Origin of the sequence: Chondromyces apiculatus DSM 436 (assembly GCF_000601485.1) — a bacterium.
GTDB lineage: Bacteria > Myxococcota_A > Polyangia > Polyangiales > Polyangiaceae > Chondromyces > Chondromyces apiculatus.
The window spans coordinates 157,816-174,561 of sequence record NZ_ASRX01000016.1; the positions used below are offsets into that span (position 1 = coordinate 157,816).

Sequence of the window (16,746 nt, forward strand, 5' to 3'; positions counted from 1 at the left end):
CGGCGGTGTAGCGTGGCGGCGTGAGAAGCGTCCTTTACCGCTTCCCCGATCTGGAGCAGTTCGAGCAGGTCCTCCAGGGAGCCCAGCTCGACGCGGAGCTGGATCTGGGGGTCCCCTCGGGCGTGTCCGTCGAGGATGGCGAGTGGGTGCTCGCCGTGTTCGAGCTCGGCCGCGCGCGCCGGGCCACCTCGGCGGCCGCCAGGGCCACGCTCTCTCCCGAGGGGGCGCGCCTCAGCTTCGAGCCTCGCGACTGGCTCCGCCTTGCCCATTTTTCCCGCACCGAAGCCCCGCGCCCCAGCTCTCAGGTCGACCTGGAAGAGCTTCACCGAGACCAGCTCACCCCCGCCCCTGGCTCTCTCTCCCCTATCCCCACCCACGCCTCCAGCGCCCCCCCGGCCCCCTCGGGAGCCCTCCTGCGACCCAGCGCACGCCCTCCCCAGAATGCCCGCGTCCTCATCGTCGATGACGACCCTGACATCCGCGAGCTGGTCACCGTCATGCTCGAAGCCGTCGCCCTCACGGTCTCCAGCGTCTCCAGCGCCGAGGACGCGTTTGCCCGTGTCCGCGAGGAGCACTTCGACCTCGTGGTCCTCGACTGGAACCTTCCCCGCATGAGCGGCCTCGACTTCTGCCGCCAGCTCCGCCGCGAGCCCGACCTCGCCGACACCCCCGTCCTCTTCCTGACGGCCAACGCCGGCTCCCAGGACATGGTCGAAGCCTTCGCGAGCGGCGCCGACGACTACGTCGTCAAACCCTTCCGCGCCCCCGAGCTCGGCGCCCGCATCTTCAGCCTCCTCCGCCGCGTCCGCCGGCCCTGAGGCTCGGCCACCGTCCAGCGGGCCATCGTCGCAGCCGGCGCGACGTCGTGCCCATGCAGCACCACGTCTTCTCCGGCGCGAGCGGTTCGAGGGGAGTCGTGCTCCAGCACGCTTTCGCCCTCACGCCTTGGCGGGCTCGCGTCCCTTTGGCCAGCTCGGTCCGGTTTTGTTCGGCACTCTAGAACGCGACGTCGACGTTGACGTTGATCACGCCGAGGGTCTGCTTGTAGATGCCGCCTGCGTCGGGCGACTTCGAGGGAGCCTCGAGCCCTGCCAGGGTGCTGAGCCCCGTCGTGTCCCGCTGCACGTAGAAGAAGTGCGTGTACGACGCCGCCAGGTTCACGTGCTTGCCGATCGCGAACCTCCCGCCGAGGGCCACCGACACGTCGTGTGCGTCGCTGAGCGTCGGCTCCAGCGTCTCGTCGGGGACCGCGTTCGAGTCGTACCCGAGCCCGGCGAACAGCTCTGCGGCCTCCGTCGGCCAGTAGCTCAGGCCAGCGCGGATCCCGAAGGCGTCGTTCCAGTCGCGGGGCAGGTTCACGATCGGGCTCGACCCCTCTGCGGCCGAGCCGTCCTCGTTCACCTCGCAGGGCGTCCCCTCGTCCGCGACACACTGATTCTTCATCGCGCTCCACCGCGTGAAGTCGCCGAAGAGCCGCAGCTCCAGATCCTTGGCCGGCTTGAAGCGCCCGCCGAGCCGGATCACGTCCGGCATCCCCTGGTAAAACGAGATCGGCGACTCACCCACCGTCCCGGCGAAGTTGTTCGTCAGCGTCCCGGTGAGCTCCACGTCGCCGGTGATGTTGGGCCGCGCCTGGTACGACGCCCCGAACCACAGCGTGTCGGGCAGCGCCTCGTACATCAGCCCGGCCCCGAAGCTCGCTTGCAGCCCGCTCACGTCGGCGAGCGAGCGCCCTTCGAGCGACACCGAGTTCGACCCGTCGGCCGCGCGCGCCCGCAGCGTGGTCACGCTGGAGCTGATCAGGTTCCCCGAGACGCCGATGCTCAACCCGAACGGGAGCTTGTAGGCCGCCGCGAGCGTGAAATACATCGACTGGATCGCGCCCGAGATGGTGTGCCAGCGCTGCACCCCGTCGTAGGGACCGGCGTTCTCGCGGTCGCCCTCGAAATCGGTGTTCTTGTTCCAGGTCGCCGAGCCCCCGAACGGCACGTAGAACCCGGCGCCCAGCGCGAAGTCCCCGAACTTCGCCGACGCCCCCACCATGGGCGCCGCGATAACGTTGAACAGGCCGTTCGAGCCGGTGTTCGCCCCCGGCACCGACACGTCGTCCGACGCGGCAGCCGTGTGCTCCCAGCCCACGCTGCGCAGCGCCAGGCTCCCGTCGAGGAAGATGTGGATGCCCTCCGTCTCCCCGAGGCTCGCCGGGTTGTAATAGATCGACGTTGCGTTCGGCGTGACCGGATTGCCGTGCTCGCCGCCGAAACGGGCCGTGGAGAACCCCGAGGCGAGCGCGGGCTCCGCCCAGAGCGCGGCGCCGAGCAGGGCGAAGGCGAAGGGAACCGCGCGCACGGTGCTGCGGGCGAGGGGGGATCGGGTACGGAGCAGAGCCATGGGGGGGTCAGTCCTCTCAGTCCTCGTCGAGGGGTCGCTCAGTCGCTCAGTCGGTCGCTCAGTCGGTCGCTCAAAAGGCGCGGAGGAATCGCTTCTCGTCTGAACAGCAGCGCGGGAGCCTGTGGTAAGGTCGAGGCATCCCCGGCCGCGGGGCGTCCCCGGCCAAGCCGAGTGAACTGTCACATCCCGGATGGTGTCAAATGGTTTTCTGTCGCTCTGCCCTGCTTCTGTGGTCTGGCCTCATCGCTTGCAGTGTCGCAGCGATGGGATGTGCCGATCCGCAGGGGGACTTTGACGCATTCACCGAGCGCTACGCCAGCATCCACGGCACCACCACCACCAGCACCGAGCCTGGGACCTGCGCCCCGCCCGAGGCGGGCGCCATCGACGGCGACCACCTGCTCACGCTCTCCGTGAACCTCAACCCGAAGAAGCCCGTGGTCTTCATCGCCGGTGTCACCACCACGGCCATGGGCGATGGCCTCGGCCTCTCGATGACCCTCCAGGCCCTCGCCGCCGCCGACCGCACGACCCTCGTCGGCGACGTGACCACGGTTGGACCTTACGAGGTGGGCGCCGACGGCGCCTTCGTCGCGGAGCTGCCCGAGCTCACCGTCCCCGCCGAGGCCAACGCCATCACCGGCTCCCAGATCAAGGCCAAGGTCACCCTCACCGGCACCCTCTGCGCGGACGCGCTCGCGTGCGGCAAGGTCACCGGCACCGCCGTGGTCAACGTCGACGGTTCGGACTTCACCCTGCAGAAGATCGACGACCCTGCCGCGTACCCCGAGGCCGTCATCAACTGCGCCGGCGAGACCGCTCCCCTCGCCGAGGAGTGAGTGAGCGCTGGCGCGTGACCCTCGCGGCGCCATGGCCCGAGCGTCAGCGCCCCCGGCCCGCGCTTCGGGCCTGACGCCCGTCGCCTCGGGAAGCGGACAATGCCCCCGACCGCATGGCTCAGGCCCTGGCGGCGTCGCCCCCGACCAGCTCCACCAGCGTGATCTCCGGCGGCGCGCCCACCCGCATCGGCGGCCCCCAGTACCCCGTCCCTCGGCTCACGTAGATCTGCGTCTCCCCGTGCTGCTCCAGCCCCTGCACGTGGGGCTGGTCCAGCCGCACGAAGTAGCCCCACGGGAAGATCTGCCCCCCGTGGGTGTGCCCGCTGAGCTGCAGCCCCACCCCCATCGCCGCTGCCTGCACCACCTGCTTCGGCTGGTGGGCCAGCAGCACCACTTCCCGCGCCGGGTCACGCCCCTCCAGGGCCCGCTTCAGGTCGGGCCCGTGGCCCCGGAACGACCCTGCCTTCCAGTCGTCCACGCCTGCCAGATCGAAGCTCGCCTCGCCCTCGCCGATCGACACCCGCTCGTTGCGCAGCACCCGCACCCCGAGCCGCGTCAGCTCCTCGATCCACTCGTCGGCCCCCGAGTAGTACTCGTGGTTCCCGGTCACGAAGAACACCCCGTGCTTCGCCTTGAGCCGCCCGAGGGGCGCCACGTGCTCCCGCAGCGCGATCACCGTCCCGTCCACCAGGTCTCCCGTGATCGCCACCAGGTCCGGCGACAGCGCGTTCACCTGGTCCACGATCCCCTCCAGCCACTCCCGGCCGATCGTCGGCCCCACGTGGATGTCCGTGAGCTGCACGATCCGGAACCCCGACATGGCCCCGGGCAGCTTGCGCAGCCGCACCTGCACCGGCTTCACCGCCACCATCCCCAGCGCGCTCGCGAGCCCGACCCCTGCCAGCCCCACCCCGAGCACCCCGGCCGCGCCGGCCAGCACCCGCGACAGGAACACCCGCCGCGCCTCGTCGAACGGCCGGTGCTGCAGCGCCGTCACCGCACGCGCGCCGAGCCGCACCACCTCCATCGACACCAGCACGAAGAACAGCAGCACCGCGAGCCCCACCCACCCGTAGGCCACTGCCGCCACCACCCGCCCCACGGGCCGCGGCGCCCGCGCGCTCACCAGGAGCCCCACCGGCACGCTCAGCGCGAACCCCACGAGCGCCCAGCCCAGCACCCTTCGCCACGGCTGCGCGAGCTCGGCCGAGCGCACCAGGCGGAACCACAGGTAGTAATGGATCCCGCCCACCACCAGCGAGAACACCAGCAAGAACACCGCGAACGACAGGAGCGAGCGCTGCACGGCCCTACCATGCCACGTCGCCTGCGCGCCGTCGCCCGCCGCTCCTCGCCTGGCGGCGCCCGCAACGCTTCTTCACAAACCGCGCGTCAGTAGTCCCCGCCGATGCAGACCCCGTAGCCGGTCGGAAAGCCCATGCTGCCGCCCTGGCACGTCGCGTTCGCGCCGCAGTCCGCCGCGCTCTCCCCGAGCCGGCACAGCTTCTTGCACTGGTTCGTGAGCATCGAGCACACGAAGCCGTCGCCGCACGGACACTCGTCTCCCACCCCGCCCGCACCGATCGGCACGCAGCTCGTCGTCCCGTCGGCGCGCACGATGGTGCACGTCTGCCCGGGCCCGCAGCTCTCGGTGAGCAGCGTGCACCCCGTCGCCGGCACGCAGACCGGGATGGGCACCGCTGTGTCCTCTTGCATCGTCTGCTCCGCGCAGAAGGTGCCGGACGCGCACGCCTCCACGTTCCCGCAGCAGTACTCCCGGCAGGTGCCGGCCATTCCCCCGGTCGCGGCGCAGCCGAGCCCCGGAGCGCAGTCCGCGGCCGACTCGCACGGCTCTCCTGCGGCGAACGCGCCCGTCGCCCCGCACGCCCCTTCCGCCCTGCTGGCGTCGCCTGGCACGAGCTGGCAAGCCGTGACCGACGTGCCAGTGTCCGGATCGCTGCCGCCAGCACCGCCGCTGCCGCCCTCGCCGCCGTCATCGGACGACGCGCACGCCTCCGGATCGCCGGGCTTGCACTCCCCTCCGCAGAGGTGGGCGAAGCGCTGATACGGATCGGGCGAAGTTTCCCCGGTGCCCAGATTGACGCTCCCGCCCTCGCCGCCGGAGCCACCGGCGCCGCCCACGCCCTCGAACCCGGCATCCCCGCTCGTCTCGTGGCCGAAGTCGAGCTCCAGCGCCCCGCAGGCGGCAGGCATGGCCGCCGCCACGACGACGGAGACCCCGACAAGGATGGAGCGGAGCGGTTTCATGGTCTGGCGAACAGAAGAGAAGCTCCCGGAATCTAGCATCTCGATCCGGGATCATCCACTTCCCATGCCACGCCCGAACCTCGCGTTCTCCGCCGTTGCAGCGGGCAATCCGGGCGACGCCACGACATTCACGTCATGGCCAGCGTGGCCGCGCAGGGCACAGACGCTGCCGTGCGGGGTGAGGTCCGCCCCCCTCGCCCCCTGCCGCGTCCTGCCGCGTCCTGCCGCGTCCTGCCGCGTCCTGCCGCGTCCTGCCGCGTCCTGCCGCGTCCTGCCGCGCCGCGTAGCGCCCTTCTCGTCAGCCCTTCAGCGCGCGTCCACGTCGCGGGTGACCACGTTTCCCGAGCTGTCGTAGGCCCTCACTGCCACCAGGTGCGACCCGGCCGGCACGACCGCCGTGATGTCGGCGTCGAATGCCTCTGCCGCCTCGTCGAAGATCCCGTCGCTCGGGAACAGCGGCCGCCACTCCTCCGAACCCGCGATCGACACCTCGATGCGCGCCACGGGCCCCAGCCCGTCCACCACCTCGCCCCGCAGCCGCCGCCCTTGCAGCGCCAGCGACCGGAACACCGGCGGCGTGTTGTCGACCAGCACCACCCCCGACTCCAGGGTGTGCTTCTGCGCCCTGTCCGGCGGGTTCGCCATCTCGTCCGTCGCCTCGACCAGGATCCGGTACTCCCCCTCCGGCATCGCGGTCGTATCCCACGTGTACTCCGTGCGGCTCACCTTCTCCCCGGGCTTCAACAGGCTCCGCCAGGGCGTCTGCCCCTCCATCCGGTACCAGAGCCGGTAGCGCATCTCGTCCTGGTCCGGATTGTCCACCTGCCAGGTGATCTGCACCGAACTCGAAGGCTTCGGCGCCTCACCCCCGGACGCCTGCACCCCCGGCTTCGTCGCCCGCGTCTGGTTCTTCACGCCCACCGAGGTGATCACCGTCCGCGCGTTGTCGGTCACGAAGGACAGCGACACCTCCCGCAGCACCGCCTGCGGCTCCTTGTTCCAGCGCGCCCGCACCTGCACGAACCGCCCCGGAGGGCTCTTCACGTCACCGGGCGCTGCGAGCGCGGGCGACCAGGTGCTCCAGCTCGTGTCTGGCGTCTCCGTGTTCCCGCTCCGCGTCTCGAACTGCAGCGCCCCGCCGGACCGCCACGTCAGCCGCCCGAAGCTCGCCCGCAGCCCCGCGTCGAGCACCTTGCTCGTCCACACCGCGTCCGCGCCGCCCACCCCCCGCACCTCGTGGAACACCGCCGGATCCGTGGTCGCCACGAACCGCTGCTTCCCTGCCAGCACGAACGCGCCCACCTGCCGCTCTTCCGTGTCGGCCACCAGCCGCTCCACCCGGTTCTCGCTCACCGTGTACAGCCGCCCCTCGGCCCCCGTCCCCACGTACGGCGCCCCGTCCTCGCCGAGCCCGAGCGACACGTAGTGCGTATCGTCGTCGCTGAGCAGCTTCTCCGCCACGCCATCCCGGCTGAAGCGCGTCAGCGTCCCCTTGCCTGGCTTCGGCGTCCGCGCCGGCTGTGGCGACGGCGGCCCCGACTTGTTCCGCTTCGGCGACGCGAACGGCTCGCTGTACTTGTTGGCGATGGCGTAGATCGCGCCCCCCTTCGCCGCCGGCGCCACCACGATCGCCTTCACGTCGTCGGCGTCGAAGTCGTGCAGCACCGTCGCCCGCCCCGGCCCGGTCAGCTTGTACAGCAGCCCCTTGCCGTTCGACCCCGTGTACACCGCCCCGTCCTCGCCCACGGCCACGCTCACGAGGTGCGGCTCCTCGCTGTCGAAGTACACCTGCGCCTTGCCCTGCGCGTCCACCCGGTAGAGCTTCCCCTCCGGCCCCGTCGCCGCGTAGAGCACCTTCGCCTTCTCGTCGTAGGCGAGGCCCCACACGTCCTCGGTCCCCGGCAGCTCCGCGAACACCTTCGCCTTCTCGCCGGCGCCTTTCCCCGCGGTGCCCCCGGCCAGCCGGAACAGCTTCCCCTCCGGGAACGTCCCCGCGATCACGTCGCCGTTCCAGGCCACCGCCATCGCGCTCACCGCCATCTGATCGGTCGTCGCCGCGACCGACACCTTCCCCCCCGCCACCCGGTAGATCTTGCCCTCCGAGCCCGTCCCGAGCAGCGCCGCCCCGTCGGGGAGCACCACCGCGCTCCACACGCTCGTCGCGTCCGCGATCGGCGTCTTGCCCAGGTTCAGCCCTGCGAACACGTTCCCGTTCGAGTCCACGGCGACCCCGGTCAGGTCGCCTCCCTTCAGGTCCTCCAGCGAGTCCAGCGTGAAGGTCCGGGTCCCGACCGCGGCGGCGTGCGTCGCGGCGAGCCCCGCGGCGACGACGATCACGGCCGCGGCGCTGCGGCGAACGAAGGAGCGGAAAGAAGAGCGCATCTTGGTCATGGATGGTGGTCGTTGGTCAGGCAGCTCGGAGAAGGAAAAAGCAGTCTCGCAAAGCGATCAGGGATCTTGAGAGCCGGTCTCGGAAAGCGATCAGGGATCTTGAGGTCCGCGCTCGGTTCGGGGTCTTTGCTCGAGGATCCACGAAGCAACAGGGGTAGCGACCATCGGGAGCGTAGGGGCCGACAGGCCCCTGATCCAGGGTACGCAGTACTCAGCGCAGCACGGGCCGCACTTTCACGGTCACCGTATCCTTGCCGACGACGAAGCGTTTCATGGGGATCACCGTGTGCGCCTCTGCCCCGAAGGTCTCTGGCGCGTTCGACTCCGACGCGGGCCGCAGCGTATCGAACGCGCCGGGCGGCAGCCGCGAGGCCACCTGCCCCCGGAATGCCGCACCGTTCTCGCGCAGCCGCACCGTCGCCACCACGCTCTCCGCGTCGTAGTACTGGTTCGGCAGCACCGCCACCAGCTCCGCCAGGCTTGCCGGCGTCGCCAGCGGCCGCTCCACGTCGTAGCCGGGCTCCAGCTCGATCTCCACGTCGCGCCCTGCCAGCTCTGCCGGGATGGGCACCTCGATCACCCGCGACTCCACCGCCCCCTGGTAGGGCTGCAAGTCCAGCCGGATCTGCGCCTTCTGCCCCACGTCGAGCTCCGGCTGCAGCACCTTTGCCCCCCGGAGCTGCGACACCTCGCGCCCGAAGGTGATCTTCACCTGCGTGTCGATCCGCTCCACCGACACCTCTTCCCAGGGGTTGTTGAGGAGCGAGCCCACTGCCCGCACCAGCCGGCTCCGCGAGAAATCGTCGGAGCTGAGCGGCGTCCCGTTGCCGGCCCCGAAGTCCGCCAGGCTGATCGTCCCGTACCGCCCGATCTTCAGCCGGCTCACCGCCCGCCAGGTCAGGTCCTGCCGCTCCGCCGCCGTCGCCTCCAGCGCGTTGCCGATCGCCATCGCCACGAACGCCGGCGCCATGAACTGATCGTGGGCGATCTCCATGTTCCACGCCGGGTGCGGCGCCCCGGCCATCCCCTCGATCTGGAGTGCCAGCGGGAAGACCGGCGCTTTGCGCGTCGTGTCCACCACGATGGCCGCCTGCCGGTCGTTCACCAGCGTCCCCAGCGACCGCGCCGCCTCCCCGATCTTGAAGCTCCGGTTCTGGCTCGCCAGGATCCAGTGCACCTTCGCCACTGCCGTGGGCAGGCTGGTGATCCCCCCGTTCAGCATGGGGTGACCGAACGCGAGCAGCCGGTCGCCCGACACCCGCGTCACCGTCCCGATCCCCATCGCCGACACGTCCCCCCGCACCATCTCCACCCCGATCGCGCCGCCGTCCACGAACTTCGTCGGCGCGTCGGGCTCGGGCGTCGTCGACGACCCCCCGCCCGCCTGCAGCGGCTCCAGCCCCAGCGGCCCGAGCAGATCGTGCGCCATCTTCAGCGCCGTCCCCCCGAAGCCACCCAGCATGATCGGCGTCGACGCCCGCGCGAGCCCCATGTTCTCCGGCGGCGCGATCGCCGACCCCACGCGCGCCGCCACTGCCGCCGCGTGCGCCCCGAGATCGTACGCCTCCGAGGGCCCCACGAACCGCCGCGCCAGCCGCTCCCGCCGCGCCTCGTCGGCCTCGCTCCCCCCGCGCCCCTCACCCACCCCGCGCCCCTCACCCACCCCGCGCCCCGCGTCTGCCGTCCGCTTCCCCACCGGCAGCGGCGCGCCCCCGCCCGGCATCAGCGCCTTGGGCACGGGGCGCGCAAGCTCGTCGAGCATCGCCCGGATCGGCGTCACCCCCACGATCGGCTCCACCCCGAACAGCCACCCGTACGCGTACGCGCCGATCATCTTCCCGTTCAGGTAGATCGGGCTCCCGCTCATCCCCGCCACCGTCCGCGCCGCCGTGAGCCGCGGGTGGTTCGGCGTCTTCACCAGCACCAGATCCTGCCGCGGCCGGAAGTTCCGCAGCGTCGAGATCACCTCCACGTCGAACTTCTCTGGCGTCGTCCCCGAGAACACCGAGAGCCCGTAGCCCTTCATCCCGGGCTTCACCTCCGAGAGCGGCATCACGTCCGACGGATCTGGCACCGCCTCTGCCACCCTCGCCCCCACCGCCACGCTGCACACGGCTCCTGCCAGCAGGCTCAGAGGCACCACCCGATGGGCGGGCACCCCATCCATCAGGCGCTGCCCGAAACGACGAACGGCAGACAGCGCACGGAGTGACTTGAAGATCGCCGACACGAGCGGGAGAGTAGCGTGCTTTTCACCTCTGGACAGAGCCCCGCCGCTGCCCCGCCGCATCCACCCAAGCCAGGAGGAGGCGCGGACCATCCGGATGTGGGATAAGGCCGCTCCCCATTCCGCCGGGCCACGCCGGCCGCTACGGTGCAGCACGTGAGGGACATCCTCCTCCTCGCAGTTCTCCTGGTCGCCTTCGCCCTCTTCGTGACCACCCACGTCGCGCTGGCAGGCCGGCTCACCCTTCACAACCACCCCCGCTGGCGCGGCGTCCTCGCCCTCTTCGTCCCGCCCCTTGCGCCCATCTACGGCTTCCGCGAGGGCTACCGCCGCACGAGCATCCTCTGGCTCGTCGCCATCGTCCTCTACAGCCTCGCCCTCATCGCCAGTTACCTGTTCTGAGCCTCACCGCCCGGTCGAGGCGCGCGCTGCTCGGACCGGTTCCCGCTGCTGTTCGCTCGGCACCTTCACGCGCGCGTGGTCGCCGTGCGGATCAAGCCTGCTGCCACCGCGGCCAGCTCGCCTGGGTCCACCGGCTTCGCCAGGTGCATCTGGTAGCCCGCGGCCAGCGCCTTCAGCCGGTCCTCCTCGTGGGCGAAGGCCGTCAGCGCCAGCGCCGGCACGCCCCCGCCTGCTTTCCGGGGCATCGCCCGCACCTGGCGCATCAGCGCGTAGCCGTCCACGTCGGGCATCCCGATGTCGGACACCACCAGGTCCGGCTTCCACCCCGAGAACACCTCCAGCGCCTTCTCCGCGCTCTGCGCGACCCGCACCTCGGCCCCCGCCGATGACAGCACCGACTGCACCAGGTCCCCCGCGTCCACCTCGTCGTCCACCACCAGCACCCGCGCGCCTGTGAGCGAGGGCCGCAGCGATGCCCCCTCCGGTGCCCCCTCCGGTGACCCGGGGATCGACGTCAGCGACGCCCGCTCCAGCCAGCTCCCCGCCTGGGGCAGCTCCACCGTGAACCGCGCCCCCTTCCCCTCGCCCTCGCTCTCCACGCGCACCGTCCCCCCGTGCGCCTCCACGAGCTGCCGCACGATCGCCAGCCCCAGCCCGAGCCCCCCGTGCTTGCGCGTCACCGTGGCGTCGGCCTGCCGGAACCGCTCGAACACGTGGGGCAGGAAGTCCGCCGTGATCCCTTGCCCCGTGTCGGTCACCACGAGCTGGTAGGTCTCCCCGATCCCCTCTTCCAGCCGCAGCGTCACCTCTCCTGCGCGCGGCGTGAACTTGATCGCGTTCGACAGGAGGTTCCACACCACCTGCTGTAGCCGCGCCGCGTCCCCCCGCACCGGGGCCGGCCCCGTGGCCTCCGCGGTGAGCGTCACCCCCTTCGCCTCTGCCGCCAGCGTCACCGAGTCCACCGCGGCATGGATCACCCGCTCGAGATCCACCTGACCCATGTCGAGCTGGAGCTTCCCGCTCACGATCCGCGAGGCGTCCAAGAGGTCCTCCACGAGCTTCGCCTGCAGCGTCGCGTTCCGCTCGATGGTCTCCAGCGCCCGCTCCCGCGAGGTGTTCGGCATCGACCCCGACCGCAGGATCCGTGACCACCCCAGGATCGCGTTGAGGGGCGTGCGCAGCTCGTGCGACACCACCCCGAGGAACTCGTCCTTCAACCGGCTCGCCTCCTGCACCTCCGACAGCCGCAGCGCGAGCGCGTCTTTCAGCGTCGACAGGTCGCGCTGTGCCCGCGCGATCCGGTCGGCCATGTCGTTGAACGCGCGGCTCAGGTCCGCGATCTCGTCGGGCCCGCTCACGCTCACCCGCCGGTCCAGGTCTCCCCCGGCCAGCCCCAGAGCCGCCCCGCGCAGCGTGGAGAGCGGCCGCGTCAGCGAGCGCGCCACCCACCCCGACAGGAGCAGCACCAGCATCACCACCATGCCGAGGAAGATCACCACCGCCGCGCTCAGCCGGGTGATCGGCGCGTACGTCGATCCCACGTCGGCGCTCACCACCACCACCCACGGCCACCCGCGCACCCGGGTGACGGCCGCCAGGATGCGCCGGTTCTCGCTGTCGAACGACTCCAGCACCTCCCCCTCGTCCTGGGGGCGCTCCGACACGTACACCTCCCGCATCACCGCCTCGATCGAGGGCGAGAGGTGCGGAGGCCCTCCCTCGTCGTCCCCGTGCGAGTCCTGGAGCAGCCGGTGCTGCTCCATGTCCACCACCAGCACCCGGTACGCCGCCGACGCGCCGCGCGACCGCTGGTAGCGCTCCCCCGCGAGGAGGTCCGCGTCGCGCTCGTCCCCCAGGCGCTGCCGCAGCCACTCCGCCTCGTCGTCGGCGGCCATCTGCACGTGGTTCCACACCTCCTGCTCCAGCGCGTCGTGGGCCGCGGTGGAGGCGAACGCGCCGAGCGTCAAGAGCGGCAGCACCCCGGCCACCACCATCCCCCGGAGCAGCCGCCAGCGCACGCTCGTGAGGCGCGGCATCTCCGGCACCCAACCAGCCGCGAAGCACGCCGGTGCCAGCACCGCGTACAGCGCCACCCCCGACCAGGAGCGCCCGTAGACCAGGGTGAGCCCCACGACCGCGAAGCCCCCTCCGAGCAGGGTGAACAACCCTCGCCGCGCCGGGGCACTGCGGACCACCGCCAGCCCCACCGCGGTGGCCAGGAACATCACCCCGAGCGGCACCATCACCGGCCGCAGCGGGAGGAACAGCGGCCCTGCGAAGGTCCCGGGCACGAACGCCATCAGCGACCCGAACGCCAGCGCCACCAGCGTCGCGAACAGCGCGAACAGCCCGCGCTGCCGCATCGCCTGGCTCCCCTCCAGGACGACCCCGAGCATCATCAGCGGGTAGAGCACCGTCCCGCTGGCGACTCCGCGGCTGACGCTCGCCGACCACCAGTAGGTGACGAGCGCTGTCAGGAAGACCGCCCTGCCGAACCAGTCCACGACGCGCGGCCATTCCGGGTAGAGCGCCGCCACGCCGAGCAGCACCCCGCCGCCGAGGAACATCGCGCCGAGGAGGCGGATATGCGGGTAGATGGCCTGGAAGATCTGGGCGCCGAACTCGTACGGCACGTACGTCATCAGCACCCCGACCGTGAGCCCGAAGAGGGCCGCCGCCCAGGTGACCTGTAGCCTCGCCGGGCTGTCTCCGAGCGCCCCGAGCCGCCGCGACGGCGACCCCAGGGACGTGGCTGGCGGCTGCTCTTCCGGACTCCCCGTCATCGTGCGCACGTCATCGTCACCAGAGCAGCGTGAGCGTCCCCCCGACCCGCGGCGAGCCTTCTCGCGGCCACCCTGGACGGTATTCCGGCATAGCACAGAGCGACACTGGCCATCGCGCCGCGCACACGTGAGTTTCGCTACCGGTCCCCGTTACCGACCGCTCCCGGCCGTTCCGCCTCGAATCGACCGCCGCTGCCGTCCGGTCTCGATGCATGGCCGGCTGCCCGGACCCTGCGCCAGAGCATGTCCGTCCCGTGCTCCGCGAAAAGCCCCCGAGGGCAGGCGCCCCAGGGTGTACGGGATGCGGTCGCCCTCACAGAGACGTTGTGTCCCAGGTGCGCGAGGAACGCTGGGTGGGAGCGAAGGGGTGACCACGTGCACGAGAAGGGGTGACCACGTGCACGAGAAGGGGTGACCACGTGCACGAGAAGGGATGACCACGTGCACGAGAAGGGGTGACCACGTGCACGAGAAGGATGACTGCTGACACGAGAAGGATGACTGCTGACACGAGAAGGATGACTGCTGACACGAGAAGGATGATTGCTGACACGAGAAGGAAGTCCGCTGGCACGTGAAGGAAGTCCGCTGGCACGTGAAGGATGACTGCTGACACGAGAAGGAAGTCTGCTGACACGTGGAGGACGACTGCTGACACGTGGAGGACGACTGCTGACACGAGAAGGAAGTCTGCTGACACGTGAAGGATGACTGCTGACACGAGAAGGAAGTCTGCTGGCACGTGAAGGAAGTCCGCTGACACGAGAAGGAAGTCCGCTGGCACGTGAAGGAAGTCCGCTGACACGTGAAGGAAGTCCGCTGGCACGTGAAGGAAGTCCGCTGGCACGTGAAGGATGACTGCTGACACGTGAAGGAGGACCGCTGGAGAGGGAGGGTGGCCACGGAAAGCGGCTGGTCTCCGTCCCGCAACCCCTGCCAGTCCCCCGTGGGAATACGGTAGGCACACTCCATGCTGAGGCGCCTCCGGGTCGAAGGTTACCGGCTGCTCGCGGATCTCGAAGTCGAGCCGGGGCCCCTCTCCGTCGTGTTCGGTCCCAATGGTGCGGGCAAGGGGAGGCTGGATCCATATTCCGGCGAGCGCCTCGTCTCGCTGGAGAAGGACCAGGAGCTGATCCGCCGGACCACGGTGACTGCGCAGGCAGTGTTCGCGGCGCCTCCCTACCTCCAGACGAGCCGGACATCTCGCTCCACCCGTGGGCCCTCGCCGTGTTCGCGCGCGCCGTGAAGGCTGCGAATGCCAGGGGGCTGCAGGTCTTCATCACGACCCACTCTCCCGTGTTGCTCAGCCAGTTCGCGGCGGAGGAGTCCTTTGCGGCCGAGCTGAAAGGCGACAGGGCGCAGCTCACCCGGCTGAGCGACGTGGAGGGAATCGAGGACCTCCTGGAGCAGTACGCCGCAGGCTCGCTCTACATGGCGACCATCATCGCCCCCCCAGGGCACGCCCGGTGTCGTGGAGCGAGGAGCGCCCGAGGGCGTCGCGCTCCGGGTGGAGCATGCGCCGCTCTGGTGAGTTAGCCCTCGGTTCGACAGCCCTCGCCTACCGCTCCACAGCAGCTTTCGGCGCCGTTCGGTCTGCGCCGACGACTCCGCACGGGCATTCCCTGGCGGGGGTCCAGTCGGCGGGGCAGATGGGGTAGGCTCGGCGCGAGTTTTGCCATGCGCCCCGACGAGATCCTCACATCGCTGGTTCCTCGCCTGATCGCGGCGCAGAGCTTCGAGGCGGCGGCCAGGGAGCTGCTCCAGGCCATGGTCGCCTGTGTCGAGGCGGCGCTCGAGGCGAGTCCCTATGCCCGGCGGGGCAAGCTCGTCTCGGCGCTCGTCCACTTCCGGCCGGGGGACAGCTACCGCCGGCTCTTCGGCATCGCCCTCCCGAGCGGCGCGCCCATCGAGACCCTGGGCTACCTCACCTCCGCGAACGTCTGGCACTGGCTGGTCGAGCACCGCTGCTCCGTCTCCATCGACGTGCAGCTCGCCACCCTGCGGCCCTGGCTGCGCGGGGAGGAGGTCGAGCGCCGGGACCTGCACGCGGCGGAGAGTCCGCTGGGCCAGGAGACCCGTGAGCGCATGCTCGGACGCGCCGCCTCGCACGTGCACGTGGTTCCCCTCTGCACGCCGGCCGGTGGCGTGGACGGGATGATCACCCTGGAGGCGAGCTGCAAGGCGGCGATCGGCCAGGAGTTCGTGTGGGGGGCGTGCCACGAGACCCTGGAGCTGCTCGCCATCGTGGCGGCGCCGTACCTCGCCGCGCTGCCGCTGCAGCAGGTCCAGGCGGCGCCGACGGACGAGTTCTTGCCGGTGGTGGGGCCCTCCACGGCGGGGCTCATCGAGATGCTGCGGATCTTCGCCGCGCAGGAGGAGACGGTGCTCATCGGCGGGCCCACGGGCGCCGGCAAGTCGCGCCTCGCGCGGTGGTGCCATCACCAGTCGCCCCGGAGAGAGCAGCCCTTCGAGACGCTCGACCTGCTCTCCGTCCCCGAGGACCTGCAGATGGCGGAGCTGTTCGGGTGGAAGCGCGGCGCCTTCACGGGGGCGGTCAAGGACTCGGCGGGCGCCATCGCCCGGGCGGCGCGGGGGACGCTGTTCATCGACGAGATCGACAAGCTCTCGCTCAAGGCCCAGGCGGGGCTGCTCCGGGTCCTGGAGGAGCGGCGTTACCGGCCCCTCGGCGATGAGCAGGCCGAGCGCACGGCGGACGTGCGGTTCATCGTGGGCACCAACGCCGACCTGCGGGGAGCGGTGCGGGCGGGGCGCTTCCGCGAGGACCTGTACTACCGGATCAACGTGCTGCCGGTGAAGCTGCCGCCGCTCTCCGAGCGGCTCGATGAGCTGCCCCTCTGGGCCGAGTACATGCTGAGCCGCCGGCACCAGGAGGCGGGGCGCACGAGCGCGGTGCGGCTCACGCCCGACGCGGTGAAGCGGCTGCAAGCGTGGACCTGGCCCGGCAACCTGCGGCAGCTCGACAACATCGTCCGCCGGGCGTACGCGCTCGCCGCGTCGTCCGCAGGCGGCGCAAGCGGCGGGGAGGCGGCGCGCGGGGACCTCGTGCTCGAGGTGCGCCACGTGGAGAGCGCGCTGGCGTACGAGGGGGGCGCGGAGACCACGTCGCTCCTGGCCCAGCTCTGGCGCGCGGCAAATGCTTTCGTGCAGGAGGTCGAGCGCCGGGAGCACTCGGGGGCGCCGCTGTCGTTCGAGCACACCGAGGCCTTCCGGGGGCTGGTGATGGGCGCCGCGGTGCAGCGGCGCGGGGACCGGGACGCGGCGTTCGTGCTGCTCGGGCAGGGCCACCTCCTCAAGAACCGCAACCACCACCGCACCCTGAAGCGTGAGCTGGACCGTGTGCGCGAGCTGATGCGGAGCGTCGGCGGCGAGATGGATCAGGACTTTTCCGCGCTGCTGGATACGCTTGGGGATCCGACCTAACACC

The 16,746-nt window shown here is 71.0% G+C and carries 12 protein-coding genes; 6 read left to right on the forward strand and 6 right to left on the reverse strand.

What is annotated here, in order from left to right:
* Positions 1 to 20 precede the first annotated feature (20 nt).
* On the forward strand, positions 21 to 818 hold the full coding sequence (locus CAP_RS44350; protein WP_052374920.1) for a response regulator transcription factor: 798 nt from the start codon (positions 21 to 23) through the stop codon (positions 816 to 818).
* Positions 819 to 996: 178 nt separating this feature from the next.
* On the opposite strand, the gene CAP_RS12305 is transcribed toward CAP_RS44350, so the two are convergent.
* Positions 997 to 2,391 carry an OmpP1/FadL family transporter gene (locus CAP_RS12305; RefSeq protein ID WP_081864810.1) on the reverse strand — a complete coding sequence of 465 codons (1,395 nt, stop codon included), beginning with the start codon at positions 2,389 to 2,391 and terminating at the stop codon, positions 997 to 999.
* A 263-nt stretch (positions 2,392 to 2,654) separates the two neighbouring features.
* Between CAP_RS12305 and CAP_RS12310 the strand changes: the two genes are divergently transcribed.
* Entirely contained in the window at positions 2,655 to 3,230 is a 576-nt protein-coding gene (locus tag CAP_RS12310) for a hypothetical protein (RefSeq protein ID WP_231511364.1), read from the forward strand.
* 118 nt (positions 3,231 to 3,348) lie between these two features.
* On the opposite strand, the gene CAP_RS12315 is transcribed toward CAP_RS12310, so the two are convergent.
* The 4 genes from CAP_RS12315 to CAP_RS12330 form a co-directional block, all read right to left on the reverse strand.
* The gene (locus CAP_RS12315) at positions 3,349 to 4,536 is read right to left on the reverse strand and encodes a metallophosphoesterase (protein WP_044240112.1); all 1,188 of its coding nucleotides are present in this window, start codon (positions 4,534 to 4,536) and stop codon (positions 3,349 to 3,351) included.
* Positions 4,537 to 4,622: 86 nt separating this feature from the next.
* Entirely contained in the window at positions 4,623 to 5,498 is an 876-nt protein-coding gene (locus CAP_RS12320) for a hypothetical protein (RefSeq protein WP_052374922.1), read from the reverse strand.
* 306 nt (positions 5,499 to 5,804) lie between these two features.
* Positions 5,805 to 7,889 (reverse strand): hypothetical protein, encoded by a 2,085-nt coding sequence (locus CAP_RS12325; protein ID WP_044240114.1) that lies wholly within the window; start codon positions 7,887 to 7,889, stop codon positions 5,805 to 5,807.
* A gap of 211 nt (positions 7,890 to 8,100) precedes the next feature.
* Complete coding sequence (locus CAP_RS12330) at positions 8,101 to 10,119, reverse strand: SpoIVB peptidase S55 domain-containing protein (protein WP_231511366.1); 2,019 nt, start codon at positions 10,117 to 10,119, stop codon at positions 8,101 to 8,103.
* A 153-nt stretch (positions 10,120 to 10,272) separates the two neighbouring features.
* Here CAP_RS12330 and CAP_RS12335 point away from each other — a divergent pair, with 153 nt between their 5' ends.
* Positions 10,273 to 10,518, forward strand: coding sequence for a hypothetical protein (locus CAP_RS12335; RefSeq protein WP_044240117.1), 246 nt, complete (start codon positions 10,273 to 10,275; stop codon positions 10,516 to 10,518).
* 65 nt (positions 10,519 to 10,583) lie between these two features.
* Here CAP_RS12335 and CAP_RS44355 read toward each other — a convergent pair whose 3' ends face one another.
* Positions 10,584 to 13,301 carry an ATP-binding protein gene (locus tag CAP_RS44355; protein WP_052374925.1) on the reverse strand — a complete coding sequence of 906 codons (2,718 nt, stop codon included), beginning with the start codon at positions 13,299 to 13,301 and terminating at the stop codon, positions 10,584 to 10,586.
* Between the two features lie 970 nt (positions 13,302 to 14,271).
* Here CAP_RS44355 and CAP_RS52205 point away from each other — a divergent pair.
* The 3 genes from CAP_RS52205 to CAP_RS12355 all read left to right on the forward strand — a co-directional run bounded on the left by CAP_RS52205 (position 14,272) and on the right by CAP_RS12355 (position 16,742).
* Positions 14,272 to 14,547 carry a P-loop NTPase family protein gene (locus tag CAP_RS52205; protein WP_044240125.1) on the forward strand — a complete coding sequence of 92 codons (276 nt, stop codon included), beginning with the start codon at positions 14,272 to 14,274 and terminating at the stop codon, positions 14,545 to 14,547.
* The gene (locus CAP_RS52210; RefSeq protein WP_231511368.1) at positions 14,544 to 14,837 is read left to right on the forward strand and encodes an ATP-binding protein; all 294 of its coding nucleotides are present in this window, start codon (positions 14,544 to 14,546) and stop codon (positions 14,835 to 14,837) included. Before CAP_RS52205 ends, CAP_RS52210 begins: the two co-directional genes overlap by 4 nt.
* 141 nt (positions 14,838 to 14,978) lie before the next feature.
* Positions 14,979 to 16,742, forward strand: a complete 1,764-nt coding sequence (locus CAP_RS12355) for a sigma-54-dependent transcriptional regulator (RefSeq protein ID WP_044240127.1) — start codon at positions 14,979 to 14,981, stop codon at positions 16,740 to 16,742.
* Positions 16,743 to 16,746: the final 4 nt, after the last annotated feature.